Raw genomic sequence first — 16936 nt, 5'->3', positions numbered from 1 at the left:
CAGCCACCGGTGGCCCGCTTGGAACAGACCCGCTTCGCCCGTAACTACGTCACATGCCTCCAGAAGGGGGACATGGCGGCAGCAAAGTCCCTCCTTTATCTCTGGACCAGGACCTTTTTCTCCACGCTGCCGTCGTCCCCCTGCCGCGGCGACCTCACCAATCCCGACCTCTGGGGCTGCCTGGCCCAGTACGCCTCCCTCAGCGGCGATCGCACTCCGGTGGACGACTTCTGGCGGCAGCTGGATGGGGTCTGCCCCCGTACGTCCATGCCCACCGCCATCCCGCTGCTGGGCGTTCCGATCCTCAATCGGCCCGACCTGCTGCTGCGTCTGCTCGACAGCCTCGATCACCCCGTCGAGACCCTCGCCATCGTTGATAACAGCATCGCCTCCGGCCTCCCCGACAGTGCGGCCCTCGGCCGGCTGCTGGCCCAGCTGGAGCGGGAGCCGCCCGCCGGCATCGGCCAGGTGCGGGTAGCCCGGCCCTTCGCCAACCAGGGTGTCGCCTCCAGCTGGAACGCGATCCTCACGGCCTTTCCCGAGGCGCCCTTCGCCCTGCTGGTCAACAACGATGTGGTGTTCGCGCCAGGGGTCCTGGCCCGGCTGATCGAGCGGGTCGACCCATCCCGTCCCCAGTTCCTGCCGCTGCTGCCGGCCCCCCAGGAGTTCTCCGCCTTCGCCATCACCCCAACCGCCTGGGATCGGGTGGGCCTCTTCGATGCCAACTTCCACCCGGCCTATTGCGAGGACCTCGACTACGCCGAACGCCTGCGCGCCAGCGACTCCGTCGAATGGATCACCCCCGACGACCTCCAGAGCCTGCAGCTGCGGGCCAACCCCACCACCAGCGCCACCATCGCCAGTGACCCCCGGCTGGAGGCCTGCAACCGCACCACCTTCCTGCTCAACAGCCTCTGGCTGCACAGCGGACGGCGGCTGGAGCAGCCCCATCGCGGCACCTGGATGCGCCGCTGGCTGAGCCAGTGGGTGCTGGAGCCGGCCCATCCCCCGGCGGTCGATCCCGTCGGCCCCATCGGCGCAGGGCATCGATGAACACCCTTCCCCGCCTGATGCGCCGGTTCCAGGACCAGGACCTCGGCCCCCGGCCCCGGATCGTGGTGCTCGGGGCCCCCAAGCTCGGTAACTACGCGGTGCTGCAACCGCTGCTGCGGGGGCTGCGCCAGAAGTACCCCGGCGCCTGGCTCACCTACGTGGGCAGCCAGCGCACCAAGGAGCTGGAGCGGCTCAATCCCTGGATCGATGCCAGCCTGCCGCTGGCGGAGCAGGGCCCGGCGGCCCTGCCGGCCCTGGCGCAGTGGCGACGAACCCTGGCGGACCGGAACCACGGTGACGGGGTGGATCTGGTCATCAATGCCGACGGCCACGCCCCCTATACCGCCGCCTGGGCCAGGGCCCTGGCACCCCGCTTCGTGGTGGGAGCGGCACCGATCCCGCCCGGCGACCACCCCCTGCAGGCCCTGGCCCTCGATCCCCACTGGGCCAGTCCCACCCTGGTGGAGCGCTACGGCGGCTGGATCGCCAGCAACAGCATCCGCGAGTTGCACTGCCGCGTCGCCTGGGTGGACACCGACTTCGAACGGGTGGAGATCCCCTGGGAGCCCGCACCGCCTGGGCTGCCCCAGGTGCTCATCGCCGTGAACGGTGAGCGTGCGGCCAAACTCTGGCCGCTGCAGAACTGGCTGGCCCTGCTGGAGCGCCTGCGACGGGAGATGGGCCTGACGGCCGGTGCCATCGGCCTGATCGGCGGCCCTCCCCCCGCGGAGCCCCGCCAGGCCGGCGATCGGCTGGAGCGGGCCCTGCTCGCCCGCGCCGGCCTGAGGGACCTGCGCGGGCGACTCAGCCTGCCGGTGCTGGTGGGGGCCCTGGCCCGCAGCCGGCTCTGCATCGCCGTTGATTCCGGCCCGCTGCATCTGGCCGCGGCCGCCGGTTGTCCCACCGTGGCCCTGTTCGGCACCGACGCCGACGGCATCGGTGCCAGCCCCCGGGATCTCTGGGCCCCCCGGGCCGACCATGTCTGGATCAGCCGCAGCCGGCAGTGCTGCGGCGGCTGCCTCCAGGTGCGCTTCGAGAACCCGAGCTGCCCGTTGGAGCATCACGCCTGCATGGACGGGCTGCCGCCCGAGGTGGTGTGGCCTCTGGTGCAGCGGGCCTGGCAGCAGGGCAACCGGCGCTCCTGAGGAGCCACCGGGTCAGGGCTGCTTGCCGGCCATCAGCTTTTCCAGCTTGCGGATCCGCTGCAGGGTGGTCTGCCACACCTCCAGCTGGAACGCCCGCTCCCGCTCCCCCGCCGCCACCGCAGCGCGGCACTCCTCCACCAGCGCCTCGAGGTCCTCACGACGCTCGAAAGCCTCCCAGAGCTGGCGCTCGATCCGGGCCCGCTCGATGAAGTTCCAGCGCTGCAACCAAGACATGAAAGCGGTTCGGGGTCGCCCCAGTTAAGCCAGCACCGCCGGCGTCCGGAGATGGGACACTGGGACGCCGTCCATCCTGCTGGGGCCAGCCTGTGAAAGCCATCGCCGTGCTGGGCTCCACCGGGTCGATCGGCACCCAGACCCTGGAGATCGCCGAGGAGTTCCCCGATCGCTTCCAGGTGGTGGCCCTCACCGCCGGCCGCAACCTCGATCTAGTGGTGGAGCAGATCATCCGCCACCAGCCGGAGGTGGTGGCCCTGGCCGAGGCCGACCGGGTCGCCGAGCTGGCCAGCCGCCTGGCGGCCCTGGAACCGTCACGTCGTCCGGCCCGGCTGCCCGAGCTGGTAGGGGGATCCGACGGCCTCTGCGCCGCCGCCGCCTGGCCCAGCGCCGACCTGGTGGTCACCGGCATCGTCGGCTGCGCCGGTCTGTTGCCCACCCTGGCGGCGATCCGGGCCGGCAAGGACCTGGCCCTGGCCAACAAAGAGACCCTCATCGCCGCCGGCCCGGTGGTGCTGCCCGAGCTGCAGCGCAGCGGCAGCCGGCTGCTGCCCGCCGACTCGGAGCATTCGGCCCTGTTCCAGTGCCTGCAGGGCACCCCCTGGGCGGACACCGCCCGCCTCTCCACCGGTGTCCCCACACCCGGTCTGCGGCGGATCCAGCTCACCGCCTCCGGCGGCGCCTTCCGTGACTGGCCCGCCGCCGACCTGGCCAAGGCCACCGTGGCCGATGCCACCAGCCACCCCAACTGGAGCATGGGGCGCAAGATCACGGTGGACTCGGCCACCTTGATGAACAAGGGGCTGGAGGTGATCGAAGCCCACTACCTGTTCGGCCTCGACTACGACCACATCGAGATCGTCATCCACCCCCAGAGCATCATCCACTCGATGGTGGAACTGGCCGATTCCTCGGTGCTGGCCCAGCTGGGCTGGCCCGACATGAAGCTGCCCCTGCTCTACTGCCTCAGCTGGCCGGAGCGGCTGGAGACCCCCTGGCGCCGCCTCGATCTCACCGCCGTGGGCCAGCTCACCTTCCGCGCCCCCGACCGAGAGAAATATCCCTGCATGGAGCTGGCCTACGCGGCTGGCCGGGCCGGCGGCACCATGCCCGCCGTGCTCAACGCCGCCAACGAGCAGGCGGTGGCCCTGTTCCTGGAGGAGGCCATCCCCTTCCTGGCCATCCCCCAGCTGATCGAGCGGGTCTGCGACCGGCACCGCGCCGACCACCACGGCGAGCCGTCCCTTGACGACGTGCTGGCGGTGGACGCCTGGGCCCGCCAGGCCACCCGCGAGGCGGCCGTGGCGCTCCGCGGCCAACCGGCCGCGGCCCTGCCGGCATGAACGGGGTCCAGCACCACCTGCTGCTCTGCGCCACCCCCACCAAGGCGCTCTGCGGCGACCCGGCCGTCGGTGCGGCCAGCTGGGACCGGCTCAAACAGCTGGTTCGGGAGCTGGGGCTGGAGGAGCCCGGCCGGCCCCAGGGCGTGGTGCTGCGCACCAAGGCCGACTGCCTGCGCGTCTGCAGCGAAGGCCCGGTGCTGCTGATCTGGCCGGAGGGCCTCACCTACGGCGGCGTGACCCCCGCGCGGATCGAGCGCATCGTCCGCGAGCACGTGATCGGCGGGGTGCCGATCGAGGAATGGATCGTGCGCCGCACCCCCTTCAGCCGCCCCCTTCCCCCCGGCTGAGGCGCCGCAACCAGGCCACCACCAGCCGATCGGCCCAGCAGGCCGGCCCGTCGCCGGGGGCATGGAAGCCGTTGTGGCCGCCATGGGGCGTGATCACCACCGTGGGGACCGCTCCCACGCCGGCCCCAGCCAGGCTGGGGAGTGCGGCCGCCAACTGCCGCAGCGGACCCACCGGCACCCAGGGATCATCGCCGGCGTGGAGCAGCAGGGTCGGGGGCATGGACCAGCCCTCAAGCAGAGAAGCCAGGGGGCTGGCGGCGGCGTAATAGGCAGCCACCGAAGCGAAACCCCAGCGCGGAGCGGTGATGGCCGCATCGAAGGCCCGGATCGTGCGGGCACGCGTTGGCCCCAGCAGCGCCTGGCGCTCCGCCTCCTTGAGCCCACCCGGATCGGCCAGGGTCTGCTCCCGCAGACGCTGCATCAGCCAGCGCTGGTAGACCCGGTTGCGGCGGCGCTCGAACTGGACAGCGCAGACCCCCAGATCAAGGGGGCTGCTGACGCTGACCAGGCCATCGAAGTCCAGGCCGCCCAGGCCAGCGTTGAGCAGCACGGTGCCCCCCAGGGAAATGCCGGCGCCATAGAGCGGCAGGTCAGGGGCCAGCTGCCGGGCCCAGGCCACGGCCGGCCGCAGATCGTCGTTGCAGAGGGCGCAGTAGGTGCCCCGGGCGAGGGAGCGGCCGCGGCCGGCACCCCGCAGGTTGAGGCGCAACACGGCGAAGCCCTCGGCGGCCAGGGCCTGGGCCAGGCGCCGCGGTCCGGGGCCGTCACTGGAGCCCCCCAGACCATGCAGCACCAGCACCAGACCCAGCGGCGCTCCGCCATCGGGACGATCCAGCAAAGCCACCAGCTGGTCGCCGTCCGCCAGGGGAATCGCCAGCGCCTCGGCGCGATCGGGGGGGAACCGCAGGGGCCGCAGCGTGTCCCGCAGGGTCTGCAGATCCCCCCCGATCCAGGGGGAACGCTGGCGGAAGGGGGGGAGGCCGAGATGGTGGGGAAGTTGGCTCACGACCCCGGCCCTCCCTCAGGCCGCCACCTTCGTCTTGCCCACGCCCATGGAACGGAGCTCGCTCAGCAGGCCGTTGAGCACCGCCTTGGCATCGCCGAAGACCATGGCGGTCTGGGGCATCTCGAACAGGGCGTTGTTGATGCCGGCATAGCCGGCCCCCAGGCTGCGCTTGACGACGAACACCTGGCGGGCCTGATCCACCTCCAGCACGGGCATGCCGTACAGGGGGCTGGTGGGGTCGTTCTTGGCCTGGGGGTTCACCACATCGTTGGCCCCCAGCACGATCACCACATCGGTGCGGGGGAACTCGGGGTTGACCAGATCCATCTCCAGCAGCTGCTCGTAGGGCACGTCGGCCTCCGCCAGCAGCACGTTCATGTGGCCCGGCATGCGCCCCGCCACCGGGTGGATGGCGTAACTCACCTCCACCCCATGACCCTCGAGCAGCTTGGCCAGCTCCCGCAGGGAATGCTGGGCCTGGGCCACCGCCAGGCCGTAGCCCGGCACGAACACCACCCGCTCGGCCTGCTCCAGGGCCATGGCGCATTCCTCGGCACTGCAGCTGGTGATGCGGGTGTAGCCCGCCTCGCTGCCGCCGCCGCCCACGGCGCCGGCGCTGGCCCCGAGGGCGCCACCGAAGAGCACCGACACCAGGGAGCGGTTCATGGCGGTACACATCACCTGGGTGAGGATCAGTCCCGCCGCCCCGACCATGGCGCCGGCCACGATCAGCAGCTGGCTGCCCACCACGAAGCCGGCCGCCGCCGCCGCCACCCCGGAATAGGAGTTGAGCAGGGAGATGACCACCGGCATGTCGGCGCCGCCGATGGGCAGGGTGACGCCGATGCCCAGCAGGGTGGAGCCCCCCATCAGCAGCCACAGGGGCAGGCCGGAGGGATCGCCTGGCAGCAGCAGGGCCGAGACCAGGCAGAGCACCGCCAGAGAGATGTTGACGCCGTGGCGCAGGCGGCTCTGGGTCCAGCCGGGGGTGTCCAGCCAGCCCTGGAGCTTGGCCATGGCCACGATCGAACCGCTGAACGTGATCGCCCCGACGAACACCGACACGGCGATCGACACCAGGGCGACGATGTCGGCCTCACCCCCATCGAACAGGGCCACTCCCATGGCCACCAGCAGGGAGGCCATGCCGCCGCAGCCGTTGAACAGGGCCACCGTTTCCGGCATGGCGGTCATCGGCACGCGGCGGGCTGTGACCAGGCCGGCGAGGCCACCGGCGGCGCTGCCGGCGGCGATCCAGAGCCAGGCGATCGGATCGGGCCGGATCTCGATCAGCAGCCCCACCACGGCCAGTCCCATGGCCAGGGCCGCCAGACCATTGGCTCCGCGGGCGGAGCTCACCTTCGAGAGGCCCTTGATGCCAAGGGCCAGCAGGAGCACGGCCGCCAGATCGATGGCGGCGGCAAAAGCATCCATGGAGAACGTCATCGGCTGTCACCCTTGCGGCGGAACATGGCGAGCATGCGATCGGTGACGAGGAAGCCGCCGATCACGTTGTAGAGAGCGAAGCCCAGGGAAAGGGCTCCGATCACCAGCAGGGCCGTGTTGTCTCCGGCCTGCTGGATGAGGGTCAGGGACGCCAGCACGGTGATGCCGCTGATGGCGTTGGCCCCCGACATCAGTGGGGTGTGCAGGGTGGGGGGCACCTTGCCGATCAATTCCAGCCCCAGCAGGCTGCCCAGCAGGAGCACCCAGAGGGACTGCGTCAGAAGGCTCATGAACGGGCTCCGATGGGGGACAGGCCGGCGGGTTCGACGATGTCAGCGCGGCGGCAGGCGCCGGCATGGGTGAGCAGACAGCCATCCAGGATCGGATCCTCCGGATCCAGCCGGAAGCCGTCCTCGCCCAGCACGTGCTCAATGAGGGTGGCGATGTTGCGGGCGTACAGGGCGCTGGCGTGGTTGGGCACGGTGCTGGGCAGGCCATCGGCCCCGATCAGCAGCACGCCCCGGCGCTCCACCGTGGCCCCGGGGATCGTGCCGAAGCAGTTGCCGCCCTGGGCCACGGCCAGATCCACCACCACCGCGCCAGAGCGCATGCCATCGAGCATCTCCTCGCTGATCAGGCGGGGAGCCGGCCGGCCGGGCACCAGGGCGGTGCAGATCACCATGTCGGCCAAAGCAAGCTGGTCGGCCAGCTGCTGGCGTTGAGCCGCCAGGAAGGCCTCACTGGCCTGGCGGGCATAGCCGCCCACCTCGGCGGGGGCCTCCTCCAGTTGCGGCGGGTCGATGAAGCGGCCCCCGAGGGATTCCACCTGCTCCTTCACCGCCGGCCGCACATCCGAGACGTACACCACGCCGCCCAGGCGGCGGGCGGTGGCCAGGGCCTGAAGACCTGCGACGCCCGCACCCAGGATCAGCACCCGGGAGGGCTGGATCGTGCCTGCCGCGGTCATCAGCATCGGCACGTAGCGGTCGAGGGCGGCCGCCGCCAGCAGCACCGCCTTGTAGCCGGCGATGTTGGCCTGGGAGGAGAGCACGTCCATCGACTGGGCCCGGGTGATCCTTGGCAGCAGCTCGAGGGCGATGGCGGAGGCCCGCCGGCCGTTGAGCGTTTCGACGAGGGCTGTGGCGCCGTAGGGAGACAGCAGCCCCACCAGCAGGGCTTCCTCGCGCAGGCGACCCAGATCCTCGCTCCGGGGAGGCTGCACACAGAGCACCCCATCGACCGCCCCCCAGGCCCCGGCGTCCCCGTCCCACAGTTCGGCGCCCACGGCGGCGTAGTCGGCGTCGAGGAAGCCGGCCGACTGGCCCGCCCCCTGTTCCACCTGCAGGGTCGCCCCCTTGGCCACCAGCCGCCTGACCGTTTCGGGGGTCGCGGCGACCCTCCGCTCTCCGGGAGCCGTCTCCCTGGGAATCAGCAATTTGACCAACGCGGGGCGACAAACAGTTCTCCCGCGATAGACAGGCCCGCCCGTGGCGGCAAGCAACCGGGCGCCAATGTGCGGACACGCCCACCGGGCCCTGGCCAGCCCAGCAGAATCGGCCCATGGCGCCACCGTCCTTCGATCTGGGTCTGCGCCGTGATGCAGGCCTGCCGGGAGTCCCCGGCGCCCCCCGCGGCCCCGAGCCCCGGGCCTGGCAACGCCGGCTGATTCAGCTGCTGCGCGCCCGGTTGGTCGCGGCGAGCCCCGGGGGCCAGGACGTGCTCCTGCACGCCGGTCCCGGCGCCGGCAAAACCCTGGGGGCCCTGCTCGCCTTCCAGCAGCTGCAACGGGAAGGACGCCTGGAGCGGTTCGTAGTCTTCTGCCACCGCAGTGCCATCGCCCGCCAGTGGATCGGCGCCGCCGCCCGCCTCGGCCTGGTCCTGCAGGAATGGGAGACCCCAGGGGGACCGCCTGCGGCGGCGACCGGCCAGGGCCTGCTGCTCAGCTACCAGGCGGCTGCCCTGCACCGCCGGCGCCTGGAGCGGGAGCTGGCCGCCCATCTGCATGGCCGCCGCTGGCTGGCGATCGGCGACGAAGTGCACCACCTGGGCCTTGATCCCCTCGAACCGGAAGCCACCGCCTGGGGGCATGCCTTCAGCAGCCTCAGCGGCGGCGCCCAGCTGCGCCTCGGGCTCACCGGCACCCCTTTCCGCGCCGACAACCTCGGCTTCTGTTCCGGCCGCCGGGTGCGGATGCACGACCAGCACGGACCGGCCGAGCGCATCATCCCGGATCTCTGCGTCGAGCCCCGTGCCCTGATCGCCGCCGGCGATGTGCGGCCCCTGGAATTCCGCTTCCAGGATGGCTGGGTCGAACACGGGCGACCGGAGGGCGGACGGGACACCGAGACCTCTCCTCTGTCGGCGGAACAGCGTGAAAGCTGGCGTGCCCGCAACCTGCGCCGGGCCATCCGCCCGGGGGATCGGGGCGGGATCGCCCTGCGGCTGCTGCTGCAGGCCCGCCGCCGCCTGGAACGGGTGCGGCTGGAGCATCCAGGAGCCGGCGGTCTGGTGGTGGCCCGCGACATCGGCCATGCCGGCTGCATCGCCGACCTGCTGGCCAAGGAAGGGGACCGGGTGCACCTGGTGCACTCCCAGGATCCGGAGGCGGCCCAGCGCCTGGCGGCCTTCCAGGCCGGGGAGGCCGACTGGCTGGTGAGCATTGACATGTGCGCCGAAGGCTTCGATGCCCCCCGGCTACGGGTGGTGGCTTACCTGACCACCGTGGTCACCCGCAGTCGCTTCGTGCAGGCGATCACCAGGGCCGTTCGCATGGACGGGGATCGCTCCGGTCAGGAAACCATCCCACGACGGCCGTCCTACGTCTTCGCGCCGGCCGATCCCCTGCTGATCAGCTATGCCCGGGCCTGGACCGTGAGTGAGCCCTACGTGATTCGGCCCCGCCCGATGGAAACGGTGCCCGGCAGCGCTGGCTCCCCGGCCAGCGACCAACGCCTGCCGCTGCAGGCCATCGCGGACGATGCCGGCCGGATGCTCAGCGTCAGCGGGCCCGTGCTGCCGTCCTTTGGGCGCGGATCGGCCTGAAAGTGGCTGCATCTGGCCGTTTGCCGCCGATTTTCCTGCAACGATGTGACAACCAACACCATCGAGGTGCCCACCAGCAGCCAACGTGGGCACTACAGGACTTCCACCGAGATCAACCCGATGGACAATCCAAGAGACGCCAGCGACCGGGACGGTGGTTTTGATGCCCCGCTGGATGGTCCCCTCAATGCCGCTGTCCATCGTCGCGTGACCGTGGCGGTCTGCTGGGCCCTGGCCCGCCGTGCCGCCCTCGATGGCCGTGAGCTGTTCGAAGACAGCTACGCCATCAACGAGGAATTCCGTGAGTGGCTGCTCACACTGGAAGATCACCCCGAACTGCTTCAGGCCAATGTGCTGATGGTGCCCAGGGATCTGCACCTTGGCCGCCGTCCGGAAACCGACGGCCTGCTGGAGATCTGAGCAGGCTCAGCGGCGCCTGGGCCCGCCGGGACGGTTGCCCCCCGGCCTTGGGCCGGTGGCTCCGGCATTGCGCTCCCGGTAGGTGATGCGGCCCCGGGTCAGGTCGTAGGGGCTGATCTCGACCAGCACCTTGTCCCCGGCCAGCAGCTTGATCCGAAACTTGGTGAGCTTGCCCGCCGCCCGGCAGAGGCACTGGTGACCGGCAGGCTGCTCGAGGGTGACGAGGTAGAACCCATTGCCCTGCTCCTTTTCGATCACACCGGACGTTTCGATCATGCGGGAAGGCTGGCTTGAGGAAAACAACAGAGTTTCAGCTTAAGCGCCGGCCGTGCCGGCTCCCAAGCCCTTCACACGATGGGAAGACCGGAGCGATAGGGTCGGCCGACCGAGCGCCCCTGGCCCCACCCCATGATCCTTCCTCCCATCTCGATGGATCTGGGCCTGCTGCTGATCTCGATCGGCGTGGTCAACCTCTGGCGGGCCCGGGAAAGCGCCTGATGCGTCTGGAGCAGTGACCACAACCCTGCTGCTCCACAAGCCCTACGGGGTGCTCAGCCAGTTCCGACCGGAACCGGGCAGTCCCTGGGGCACCCTGGCCCAGCTGGTCGATCAACCGGGCGTCTATGCCGCCGGCCGCCTGGATGCGGACAGTGAGGGCCTGCTGGTGCTCACCGACGATGGCCGGCTGCAGGCCAGGCTCACCGACCCGGCCCGGGGACATTGGCGCCGGTATCTGGTGCAGGTGGAGGGTGTGATCACGCCGCCCGCCCTCGACAGCCTCCGTCAGGGGGTGATGGTGCAGGGGCGACGCACCCTGCCGGCCCGGGCCCGGGCCGTGGCGGACCCGGCCCTGCCCGAAAGGGACCCGCCGATCCGCCACCGGCTGCGGGTGCCGACCGACTGGCTGGAACTGGAGTTGCGCGAGGGGCGGAACCGCCAGGTGCGGCGCATGACTGCTGCGGTGGGGCTGCCCACCCTGCGCCTGCTGCGCACGGCGATCGACCTGATGGATGGCGGTCCGCCCCTGGATCTGGTGGGTCTGGCCCCGGGCACCTGGCGCGCCGTGAGCGCCCAGGAGCGACAACGTCTGGCGGCGCTGCTCAGACCAGGGCGTCCTTCAACTCCCTGACGGTCTGGAGCTGGCCGTAGTAATAGTTCGCCCGGGCACGGCGATCCGGATCCTCAAGCGTGTCGAAGGCATCGAAGCCCAGCGAGGCCCAGAGCTCGTGGCCGCAGGCCCGGGTGAGCTCGGCGATGGCCTCCTCCTCCAGGTTGGCCAGCCGCCGCTGGAGGTTCTTGATCTGGGAAATCGCCATGACCGCCGGCAAACCCCAGCAATAGTACACACGAACTGGCAGCGGGTGGCGCTTCAGAACGGAAGCTTCTTCTTGGCTTCCTTGTCGAGGTCGGACTCCATCTCCCGCAGACGCCGCAGGATCGTGTCGTAATACTCCTTGAGGTAATCCTCGAGCAGGGTGGTTTCGGCTGGATCCAGGCCGAAGGCGGCGTAGCTGGCCTCCATGGGCGCGGTGAGGGGCTCGCCGCCGCCCACCACCTCGGCGAACGCCAGCCGTTCGGCCACGTTGAGGCTGGCCTCGAAAAATCCGGTGACCGACTGCATTAGGCCCAGCAGCACCGGCGGCACCCGGAACACCCGGGCCTCGCGGCCGCTGTACCGCTCGCACAGCTGGGTGATCTCGCCGGTGATCCAGGCCCGGGGACCCACGACCGGGAACGCCTGCCGGATCGTTTCGGGCCGCTCAAGAGCCGCCACGGCGAAACGGGCCACGTCCTGGGTGTTCATGTAGGCGATCGGCGTCGGTGCACCGCTCACCCAGACGGTCTGGCTCTCCAGCACAGGGATCGCAAACTGGCTGATCAGGCCCTGCATGAAGGCGACACCACGCAGGATCGTGTAGTCGAGGTCGGAGGCCTCAAGCCACTCCTCGGTGCAGGCCTTGATGTCCATCAGTGGCACGCCACGGTGCTTGGCGGCATCCAGCAGCGACATGAACACCAGCCGGCCCACACCGGCGCGCCGACAGGCGGCGAAAAGGTTCTGTTTGCCGTCCCAGTCGATCTCGTAGGCGCTGCCGCCATCGGTGGCCCGGGCCGTGGCGGCATCGATCACCGCCTCCTGGCCCTCCAGGGCGTAATCGAGGCTGGCGGGTTCCAGCAGGTCACCACGGGTGAGGTCACAGCCCCATTCCTGCAGAAAAGCAGCCTTTCGTGGAGAGCGCACGACGCAACGGACGGTGTGTCCCGCATCAAGGGCACGACGGGCGATCTGGCGACCGAGGGTTCCTGTTCCACCGACGACCAGAACCTTCATGGACCCCTGCAAAGGAAGCGGGCTGAGCCTAAGGGTGCGTCCGGCCCCAGCGCGGAGCCGGGCTCCGGCGCTCAGTCGTTCAGGAGCTTGAGCAGCAGGGCGCCGCCCGCCAGCCCGACGGGGATCAGCACCCAGAAGATGGCGGCGGTGCCGAAGATTTCAGAGGCCATGGCCCGGACAAGGGGGAACGGGGTACCTATCTAGCAGCCGTCGCGGCCACCAGCTCCCGGGCCGTGGCCACGATCACCGGCCAGGGAGCCTCGCTGCGCAGCTGGCCGGCCATCACCCCGCTCGCCGCCGCGGCGAAACCCTCCGCCGTCAGTGCCGCCACCAGCTGCGCCAACGGCGGGGGCCCCTGACCGAGACGGCGGGCTATCGCGTCCACGGGCCAGCAGCGGGGCGTCGCGGCCGGGTCGTTCCGGAGCCGCTCCAGCAACCGCCGGCCCGGCCGGTCCAGATGGGCGCCAGCCCCCTCGGCCAGCTGCAGCATCGCCACCAGCGTGGCGGAATCCTGGAGGGGGCCGATCCAGAGCGGGCCGCTGACCGCCAGAGCCGGCCCGCTCTGGATGGCCCCCTGGTCTGAAACAGCCCCGGGGCAGGCGCAGGGGCGCCAACGGCCGAGCCGCAGCAGGCTCTGCACCTGCTGATCACCGCAGCCATGACAGTGGGCCACCAGGCCGAGCTGGGCCTCCTCCCCAGCGGCGGGATGGCGCGCCAGTCGCACGGCGGTGCGGAACGCCCGGCCTTCGCTGAAGCTCAGCAGGGGGGTGAGCCCCCGCCCCATCGCCCAGGCGGTCCGGGCCAGCAACCCCAGCTGAAGGCGCAGGGCGATCTCCCAGCTGGCGGGGTGGGCCCGGGCGGCGGCACCGAAACGGCGCACGGCGGCGCGGCGGTCATGGCCCGTGGCCGAACGTCCGTCCGTGCTGGCCAGATAGAGCACGCCGCCGAAGGCCACAGCCTCCAGGGCCAGGGGAACCAGGGCAGCCGGACAGCCGAAGGCATCCAGATCCACCAGATCGAAGCGGCGCCCCTCCACCAGGCAGCCGGCCAGCAGCTGCTGGGCCGTGGCGGTGCTCAGCTGCCGTTCCACCGCCGCCGGCAGCCGGGCCAGATTGCGCTCCAGCAAGGGCAGGCGGTCGGGGTCGGCGTCGTTGGCCCACACCGCCGTGGCGCCGCCCTCCAGGCCGTAGCGGAGGGCCCGGATGCCGCAGCCCGCCATGCCATCCAGCACCTGCACGGGTCGGTCGCGGCCAGAGGCCGCCAGGCTGCGAGCCAGCAGCACTCCGAAGTCCCTGGCTGGCCTGGAGGCGGGTCGGAAGAAGCCGCCACCGGTCTCCACGACGGCGGCACCTTCGCAATAGTGAGGGGGTTCGCTCAACTTCGGGTCCTTGCCGCAACCATCGGTGTCGTCCGCCGACCCCCAGCCTGCCCCCGTGCAGACCGCACCGCAGCAGGGAGCCGACTGGGGGGAGCACGCCCAGTGGGACTGGCGCGGCCACGGCTGCCACTGGCGCCGCCTGGGTCCCCCTGACGGGCCGGCGCTGGTGCTGTTGCACGGTTTCGGGGCCGCCAGTGGCCATTGGCGCCGCAACGCCGGCCCCCTGGCGGCAGCGGGCTGGTGCGTCTACGGCCTCGACCTGATCGGCTTCGGCGCCTCCAGCCAGCCGGGTCTGGATCGCCATCAGGCCCTGGACAACCGCCTCTGGTCAAGGCAGCTGCAGGCCTTCCTGGCGGAGGTGGTCCAGACGCCGGCCGTGCTGGTCGGCCATTCCCTCGGTGGCCTGGTGGCCCTGACCTGCAGCGTCTACTTCCCCCAGTGGGTGCGGGCCGTGGTGGCGGCTCCCCTGCCCGATCCCAGCCTGCTGATGGCCCGGCGCCACCCCCCGCGCCGTCCCCCCTGGCGCCGGCGGCTGAAGCGGGGGGTGATTCACCTGCTGCTGCGGCTCCTGCCCCTGGAGCTGGTGGTTCCCCTGCTGGCCCATTCCCCCCTGCTCGACCTGGGCATCCAGTCGGCCTACCACCACCCGGTGATCGGCGATCAGGAGCTGCGTCGGCTGATCGCCCGACCCGCCCGACGCCCCAGTGCGGTGCGGGCCCTGCGGGCCATGAGCATCGGCATGGCGCTGCGGCCGTTCCGCGCCACCGCCGTCGCCTTGCTGCAGCGGCCGGGCCGACCCACCCTGCTGGTCTGGGGCGGCCAGGACCGGCTGGTGCCGGTGGAGGTCTCCAAGCAGTGTCTGCGGCTACGACCCGACCTCCACTTGCAGGTGATCCCTTCCTGCGGCCACTGTCCCCACGATGAGACCCCGGACGCCTTCCATGGCGCGGTGCTCAGCTGGCTGGAGCGCCTGGAGACGGGCTGAAGGGAAGGCCTCCCCTGGCGCGTACCTTGGTTAGACCATGCCGGCTTTCCACCCGGTTCCCCGCCGCACCCCGATCACGAGCCCGACATGAAGCACACCCTCTCGGTGCTGGTGGAAGACGAATCGGGCGCCCTGAGCCGTATCTCCGGTCTGTTCGCCCGGCGGGGTTTCAATATCGAGAGCCTGGCGGTGGGGCCGGCGGAGCACCGCGGCATGTCCCGGCTCACCATGGTGGTGGAAGGGGACGACCGCACCCTCGAGCAGATGACGAAGCAGCTCAACAAGCTGATCAACGTGCTCGGCGTGATCGATCTTTCCACCATTCCGGCGGTGGAGCGCGAGCTGATGCTCCTGAAGGTGGCGGCGCCGGCGGAGAACCGCGGCGCCATCTTCGATCTGGTCCAGGTCTTCCGGGCCAAGGTGGTGGACGTCGCCGACGATGCCCTCACCCTTGAGGTGGTGGGGGATCCGGGCAAGCTGGTGGCCCTGGAGCGTCTGCTTGAGACCTACGGGATCCTGGAGATCGCCCGCACGGGCAAGGTGGCTCTGGAGCGGGCCTCGGGGGTGAACACCGAGCTGCTCAAAGCCACCGCCTCAGACAAGCGCGTCCCCGCGTGAGAGGGCAAGCGCGTCCCCGCCTGAGCGGGCCTCAGGGCTTCTTCTTGACCAGCGTGCCCCCTTCAATCACCCGGGCCCGGATCAGCTTGTCCCCCTGCTGGATGCGATCGATCACCTCCATCCCCTTGGTCACCCGGCCGAAGACCGCGTAGCGGCCATCCAGTTCGGGCAGGGCCTGCAGGGCCACATAGAACTGGGCGCTGGCGGAATTGGGGTCGCTGGAGCGGGCCATGGCGATGGCACCGCGCTCATGGGTGAGGGCCAGCTGGCGCGTGGCGGTGGGGGTGGTGATCTCCTCGCCGTAGCGAGGTTCCTGGGAGTTGCTGAGCTTGAGCTCCAAGGGGATGCGCCGGGACTCGCCACTGGCGGGGTCAACGAAGCCGCCCGAGCCGTAGTCGCTGGGGGCCACCTTGGGATCGGCGCTGCTGGGGTCACCCCCCTGCACCACGAACGGCACCGGCTCCCGCACCACCCGGTGAAAGACCGTGCCGTTGTAGACCCCGCGCCGCACCAGATCGACGAAGTTGCCCGCTGTGAGCGGTGCCGCCGCACCGTCCAGGCTCACTTCCACCGGTCCTTTGCTGGTCTCCATGGCCACCACCGCCGTGCCCTGCAAACAGGGGCTGGTGGCTGCCTCGCAGCCCAGTGGTTGGTTGCCGCTGTCGGCGGCGCAGGCCGCCAGGCCCAGGGGCGTCAGCCCCAGAACCACCAGGAGCAGCAGCCGCCAGCCAAGGGCTGCAGGGGTTGTGCGCTGTGGCTTGCCTGTCTGACCCATCTCAAAGGCCCTCCAGGGGAACACCCAGGAAGCGGGCCAGGCGCGCACCCGCCAGCTCCAGATCGGCCAGGGGCATCGGTTCGCCCACCCGGGTCAGGGGCATGTCCCGGCGCCCCTGCACCCGCAGGGCCAGGCGTCGCTGGGGACTGAGGCCATCGCGCACCTCCACCTTCACCGCCTGGATCTCCCGCAGGGGGATCACCACTTCGATCAGCTGGCGGAAGCCGCGGCGGCTGATGCGGGCTTCGCCGGACCCGCGATCGAAACGGTTGAGGCCCGAGCCCACATCAATGCTGATCACGAGCCACAGGTAGGTGGCCAGCAACAGCGCCGCCACCCCATAGAGCCCCATCACAAGACCCTGGGGCACCCAGACCAGGGCGGCAGGGTGGCCGATGGGCAGCAGATCACGGCCGAAGCGGCTGGAGGCGCTCGTGAGCACGAAACCAAGGCCACCGATGCTGACGGCCGCCGCCACCAGCAAGTTGGAGAGACGGCGGGAGCCGAGCACCGGTTGCTCCAGCACCTGCTCGTCGGCCGAAGGGGAAGCGACGCCGGGCGAAGCCATGCGGGACGAAAGGACAATGGCCCGCCATCCTGCCGCGAAGCGTGCCGGAGGCGTCAGTTTCAGCCCGTGTCGCCTGGCACGGGGGGCGGATCAACGTTGTTACCATCCCCCGGTAACCCACAGCCCTGCGGGTCATCCGCACCGCTTTCCCCCATGACGATCGCCCTAGGGCGTGCACCGGCCACGCGTGGATGGTTCGACGTCCTCGACGACTGGCTCAAGCGCGACCGCTTCGTTTTCGTGG

21 protein-coding genes and 1 pseudogene are annotated in these 16936 nt (G+C 70.8%); 10 read left to right on the top strand and 12 right to left on the bottom strand.

The features are described 5' to 3' along the window. Window positions 1–9: 9 nt before the first annotated feature. Together KUG43_RS00105 and KUG43_RS00100 are read left to right on the top strand one after the other, a co-directional pair. Entirely contained in the window at window positions 10–1053 is a 1044-nt protein-coding gene (locus tag KUG43_RS00105) for a glycosyltransferase family 2 protein (protein WP_216905108.1), read from the top strand. Further along, window positions 1050–2198, top strand: coding sequence for a glycosyltransferase family 9 protein (locus KUG43_RS00100; protein WP_216905107.1), 1149 nt, complete (start codon window positions 1050–1052; stop codon window positions 2196–2198). Before KUG43_RS00105 ends, KUG43_RS00100 begins: the two co-directional genes overlap by 4 nt. A gap of 12 nt (window positions 2199–2210) precedes the next feature. On the opposite strand, the gene KUG43_RS00095 is transcribed toward KUG43_RS00100, so the two are convergent. Continuing rightward, window positions 2211–2432, bottom strand: a complete 222-nt coding sequence (locus KUG43_RS00095; RefSeq protein WP_216905106.1) for a hypothetical protein — start codon at window positions 2430–2432, stop codon at window positions 2211–2213. A gap of 92 nt (window positions 2433–2524) precedes the next feature. Between KUG43_RS00095 and KUG43_RS00090 the strand changes: the two genes are divergently transcribed. After that, window positions 2525–3775, top strand: coding sequence for a 1-deoxy-D-xylulose-5-phosphate reductoisomerase (locus tag KUG43_RS00090; protein WP_216905105.1), 1251 nt, complete (start codon window positions 2525–2527; stop codon window positions 3773–3775). After that, window positions 3772–4122, top strand: a complete 351-nt coding sequence (locus KUG43_RS00085; RefSeq protein WP_216905104.1) for a (2Fe-2S) ferredoxin domain-containing protein — start codon at window positions 3772–3774, stop codon at window positions 4120–4122. Before KUG43_RS00090 ends, KUG43_RS00085 begins: the two co-directional genes overlap by 4 nt. On the opposite strand, the gene KUG43_RS00080 is transcribed toward KUG43_RS00085, so the two are convergent. The 4 genes from KUG43_RS00080 to KUG43_RS00065 are packed head-to-tail and all read right to left on the bottom strand — an operon-like array spanning window position 4097 to window position 8018. After that, a complete protein-coding gene (locus KUG43_RS00080) occupies window positions 4097–5128 on the bottom strand; it encodes an alpha/beta fold hydrolase (RefSeq protein WP_216905103.1) in 1032 nt (343 codons plus the stop codon). The two genes, KUG43_RS00085 and KUG43_RS00080, sit on opposite strands and share 26 nt — an antisense overlap. Before the next feature lie 15 nt (window positions 5129–5143). Further along, window positions 5144–6574 (bottom strand): NAD(P)(+) transhydrogenase (Re/Si-specific) subunit beta, encoded by a 1431-nt coding sequence (locus KUG43_RS00075; protein ID WP_216905102.1) that lies wholly within the window; start codon window positions 6572–6574, stop codon window positions 5144–5146. Beyond that, complete coding sequence (locus KUG43_RS00070) at window positions 6571–6864, bottom strand: NAD(P) transhydrogenase subunit alpha part 2 (RefSeq protein ID WP_015108787.1); 294 nt, start codon at window positions 6862–6864, stop codon at window positions 6571–6573. Before KUG43_RS00070 ends, KUG43_RS00075 begins: the two co-directional genes overlap by 4 nt. After that, window positions 6861–8018 carry an NAD(P) transhydrogenase subunit alpha gene (locus KUG43_RS00065; protein WP_216905101.1) on the bottom strand — a complete coding sequence of 386 codons (1158 nt, stop codon included), beginning with the start codon at window positions 8016–8018 and terminating at the stop codon, window positions 6861–6863. The genes KUG43_RS00070 and KUG43_RS00065 overlap by 4 nt, the downstream gene beginning before the upstream one ends. A gap of 116 nt (window positions 8019–8134) precedes the next feature. On the opposite strand from KUG43_RS00065, the gene KUG43_RS00060 reads away from it, so the two are divergent. Both KUG43_RS00060 and KUG43_RS00055 read left to right on the top strand, forming a co-directional pair. Then, a complete protein-coding gene (locus tag KUG43_RS00060) occupies window positions 8135–9616 on the top strand; it encodes a DEAD/DEAH box helicase (protein WP_216905100.1) in 1482 nt (493 codons plus the stop codon). Window positions 9617–9661: 45 nt separating this feature from the next. Further along, window positions 9662–10036, top strand: a complete 375-nt coding sequence (locus KUG43_RS00055; protein WP_286194219.1) for a DUF8673 family protein — start codon at window positions 9662–9664, stop codon at window positions 10034–10036. Window positions 10037–10042: 6 nt separating this feature from the next. On the opposite strand, the gene infA is transcribed toward KUG43_RS00055, so the two are convergent. After that, window positions 10043–10312, bottom strand: a complete 270-nt coding sequence (gene infA, locus KUG43_RS00050) for a translation initiation factor IF-1 (RefSeq protein WP_015108791.1) — start codon at window positions 10310–10312, stop codon at window positions 10043–10045. A gap of 235 nt (window positions 10313–10547) precedes the next feature. Between infA and KUG43_RS00045 the strand changes: the two genes are divergently transcribed. Next, a complete protein-coding gene (locus KUG43_RS00045; protein WP_216905099.1) occupies window positions 10548–11165 on the top strand; it encodes a pseudouridine synthase in 618 nt (205 codons plus the stop codon). On the opposite strand, the gene KUG43_RS00040 is transcribed toward KUG43_RS00045, so the two are convergent. From KUG43_RS00040 to KUG43_RS00025, 4 genes are all read right to left on the bottom strand, one after another. Then, window positions 11137–11352 (bottom strand): DUF8669 family protein, encoded by a 216-nt coding sequence (locus KUG43_RS00040; protein ID WP_216905098.1) that lies wholly within the window; start codon window positions 11350–11352, stop codon window positions 11137–11139. The genes KUG43_RS00045 and KUG43_RS00040 overlap by 29 nt on opposite strands. Before the next feature lie 53 nt (window positions 11353–11405). Next, window positions 11406–12368, bottom strand: coding sequence for an NAD(P)H-binding protein (locus KUG43_RS00035; RefSeq protein WP_216905097.1), 963 nt, complete (start codon window positions 12366–12368; stop codon window positions 11406–11408). Window positions 12369–12439: 71 nt separating this feature from the next. Further along, window positions 12440–12538 carry a cytochrome b6-f complex subunit PetM gene (gene petM, locus KUG43_RS00030; RefSeq protein WP_015108796.1) on the bottom strand — a complete coding sequence of 33 codons (99 nt, stop codon included), beginning with the start codon at window positions 12536–12538 and terminating at the stop codon, window positions 12440–12442. Between the two features lie 26 nt (window positions 12539–12564). Then, complete coding sequence (locus KUG43_RS00025) at window positions 12565–13746, bottom strand: N2,N2-dimethylguanosine tRNA methyltransferase (protein ID WP_216905096.1); 1182 nt, start codon at window positions 13744–13746, stop codon at window positions 12565–12567. Window positions 13747–13801: 55 nt separating this feature from the next. Here KUG43_RS00025 and KUG43_RS00020 point away from each other — a divergent pair, with 55 nt between their 5' ends. Then, on the top strand, window positions 13802–14731 hold the full coding sequence (locus tag KUG43_RS00020) for an alpha/beta fold hydrolase (RefSeq protein WP_353617869.1): 930 nt from the start codon (window positions 13802–13804) through the stop codon (window positions 14729–14731). 87 nt (window positions 14732–14818) lie between these two features. Continuing rightward, window positions 14819–15349: an acetolactate synthase small subunit gene (gene ilvN, locus KUG43_RS00015; RefSeq protein WP_216905094.1), complete on the top strand. Its 531-nt coding sequence runs from the start codon at window positions 14819–14821 to the stop codon at window positions 15347–15349. A gap of 31 nt (window positions 15350–15380) precedes the next feature. On the opposite strand, the gene KUG43_RS00010 is transcribed toward ilvN, so the two are convergent. Then, window positions 15381–16124 carry a peptidylprolyl isomerase gene (locus KUG43_RS00010; protein ID WP_216905093.1) on the bottom strand — a complete coding sequence of 248 codons (744 nt, stop codon included), beginning with the start codon at window positions 16122–16124 and terminating at the stop codon, window positions 15381–15383. Between the two features lies 1 nt (window position 16125). Continuing rightward, window positions 16126–16692: a photosystem I assembly protein Ycf4 gene (locus tag KUG43_RS00005; RefSeq protein ID WP_216905092.1), complete on the bottom strand. Its 567-nt coding sequence runs from the start codon at window positions 16690–16692 to the stop codon at window positions 16126–16128. 96 nt (window positions 16693–16788) lie between these two features. On the opposite strand from KUG43_RS00005, the pseudogene KUG43_RS17440 reads away from it, so the two are divergent. Beyond that, window positions 16789–16936, top strand: a pseudogene (locus KUG43_RS17440) (photosystem II D2 protein (photosystem q(a) protein)); the annotation flags it as partial.

The organism is Synechococcus sp. CCY 0621, from assembly GCF_019038465.1.
Taxonomy (GTDB): domain Bacteria; phylum Cyanobacteriota; class Cyanobacteriia; order PCC-6307; family Cyanobiaceae; genus Cyanobium.
Note: the sequence above shows the minus strand (reverse complement) of the source record. Positions and strands in the feature narration are given on the sequence as shown.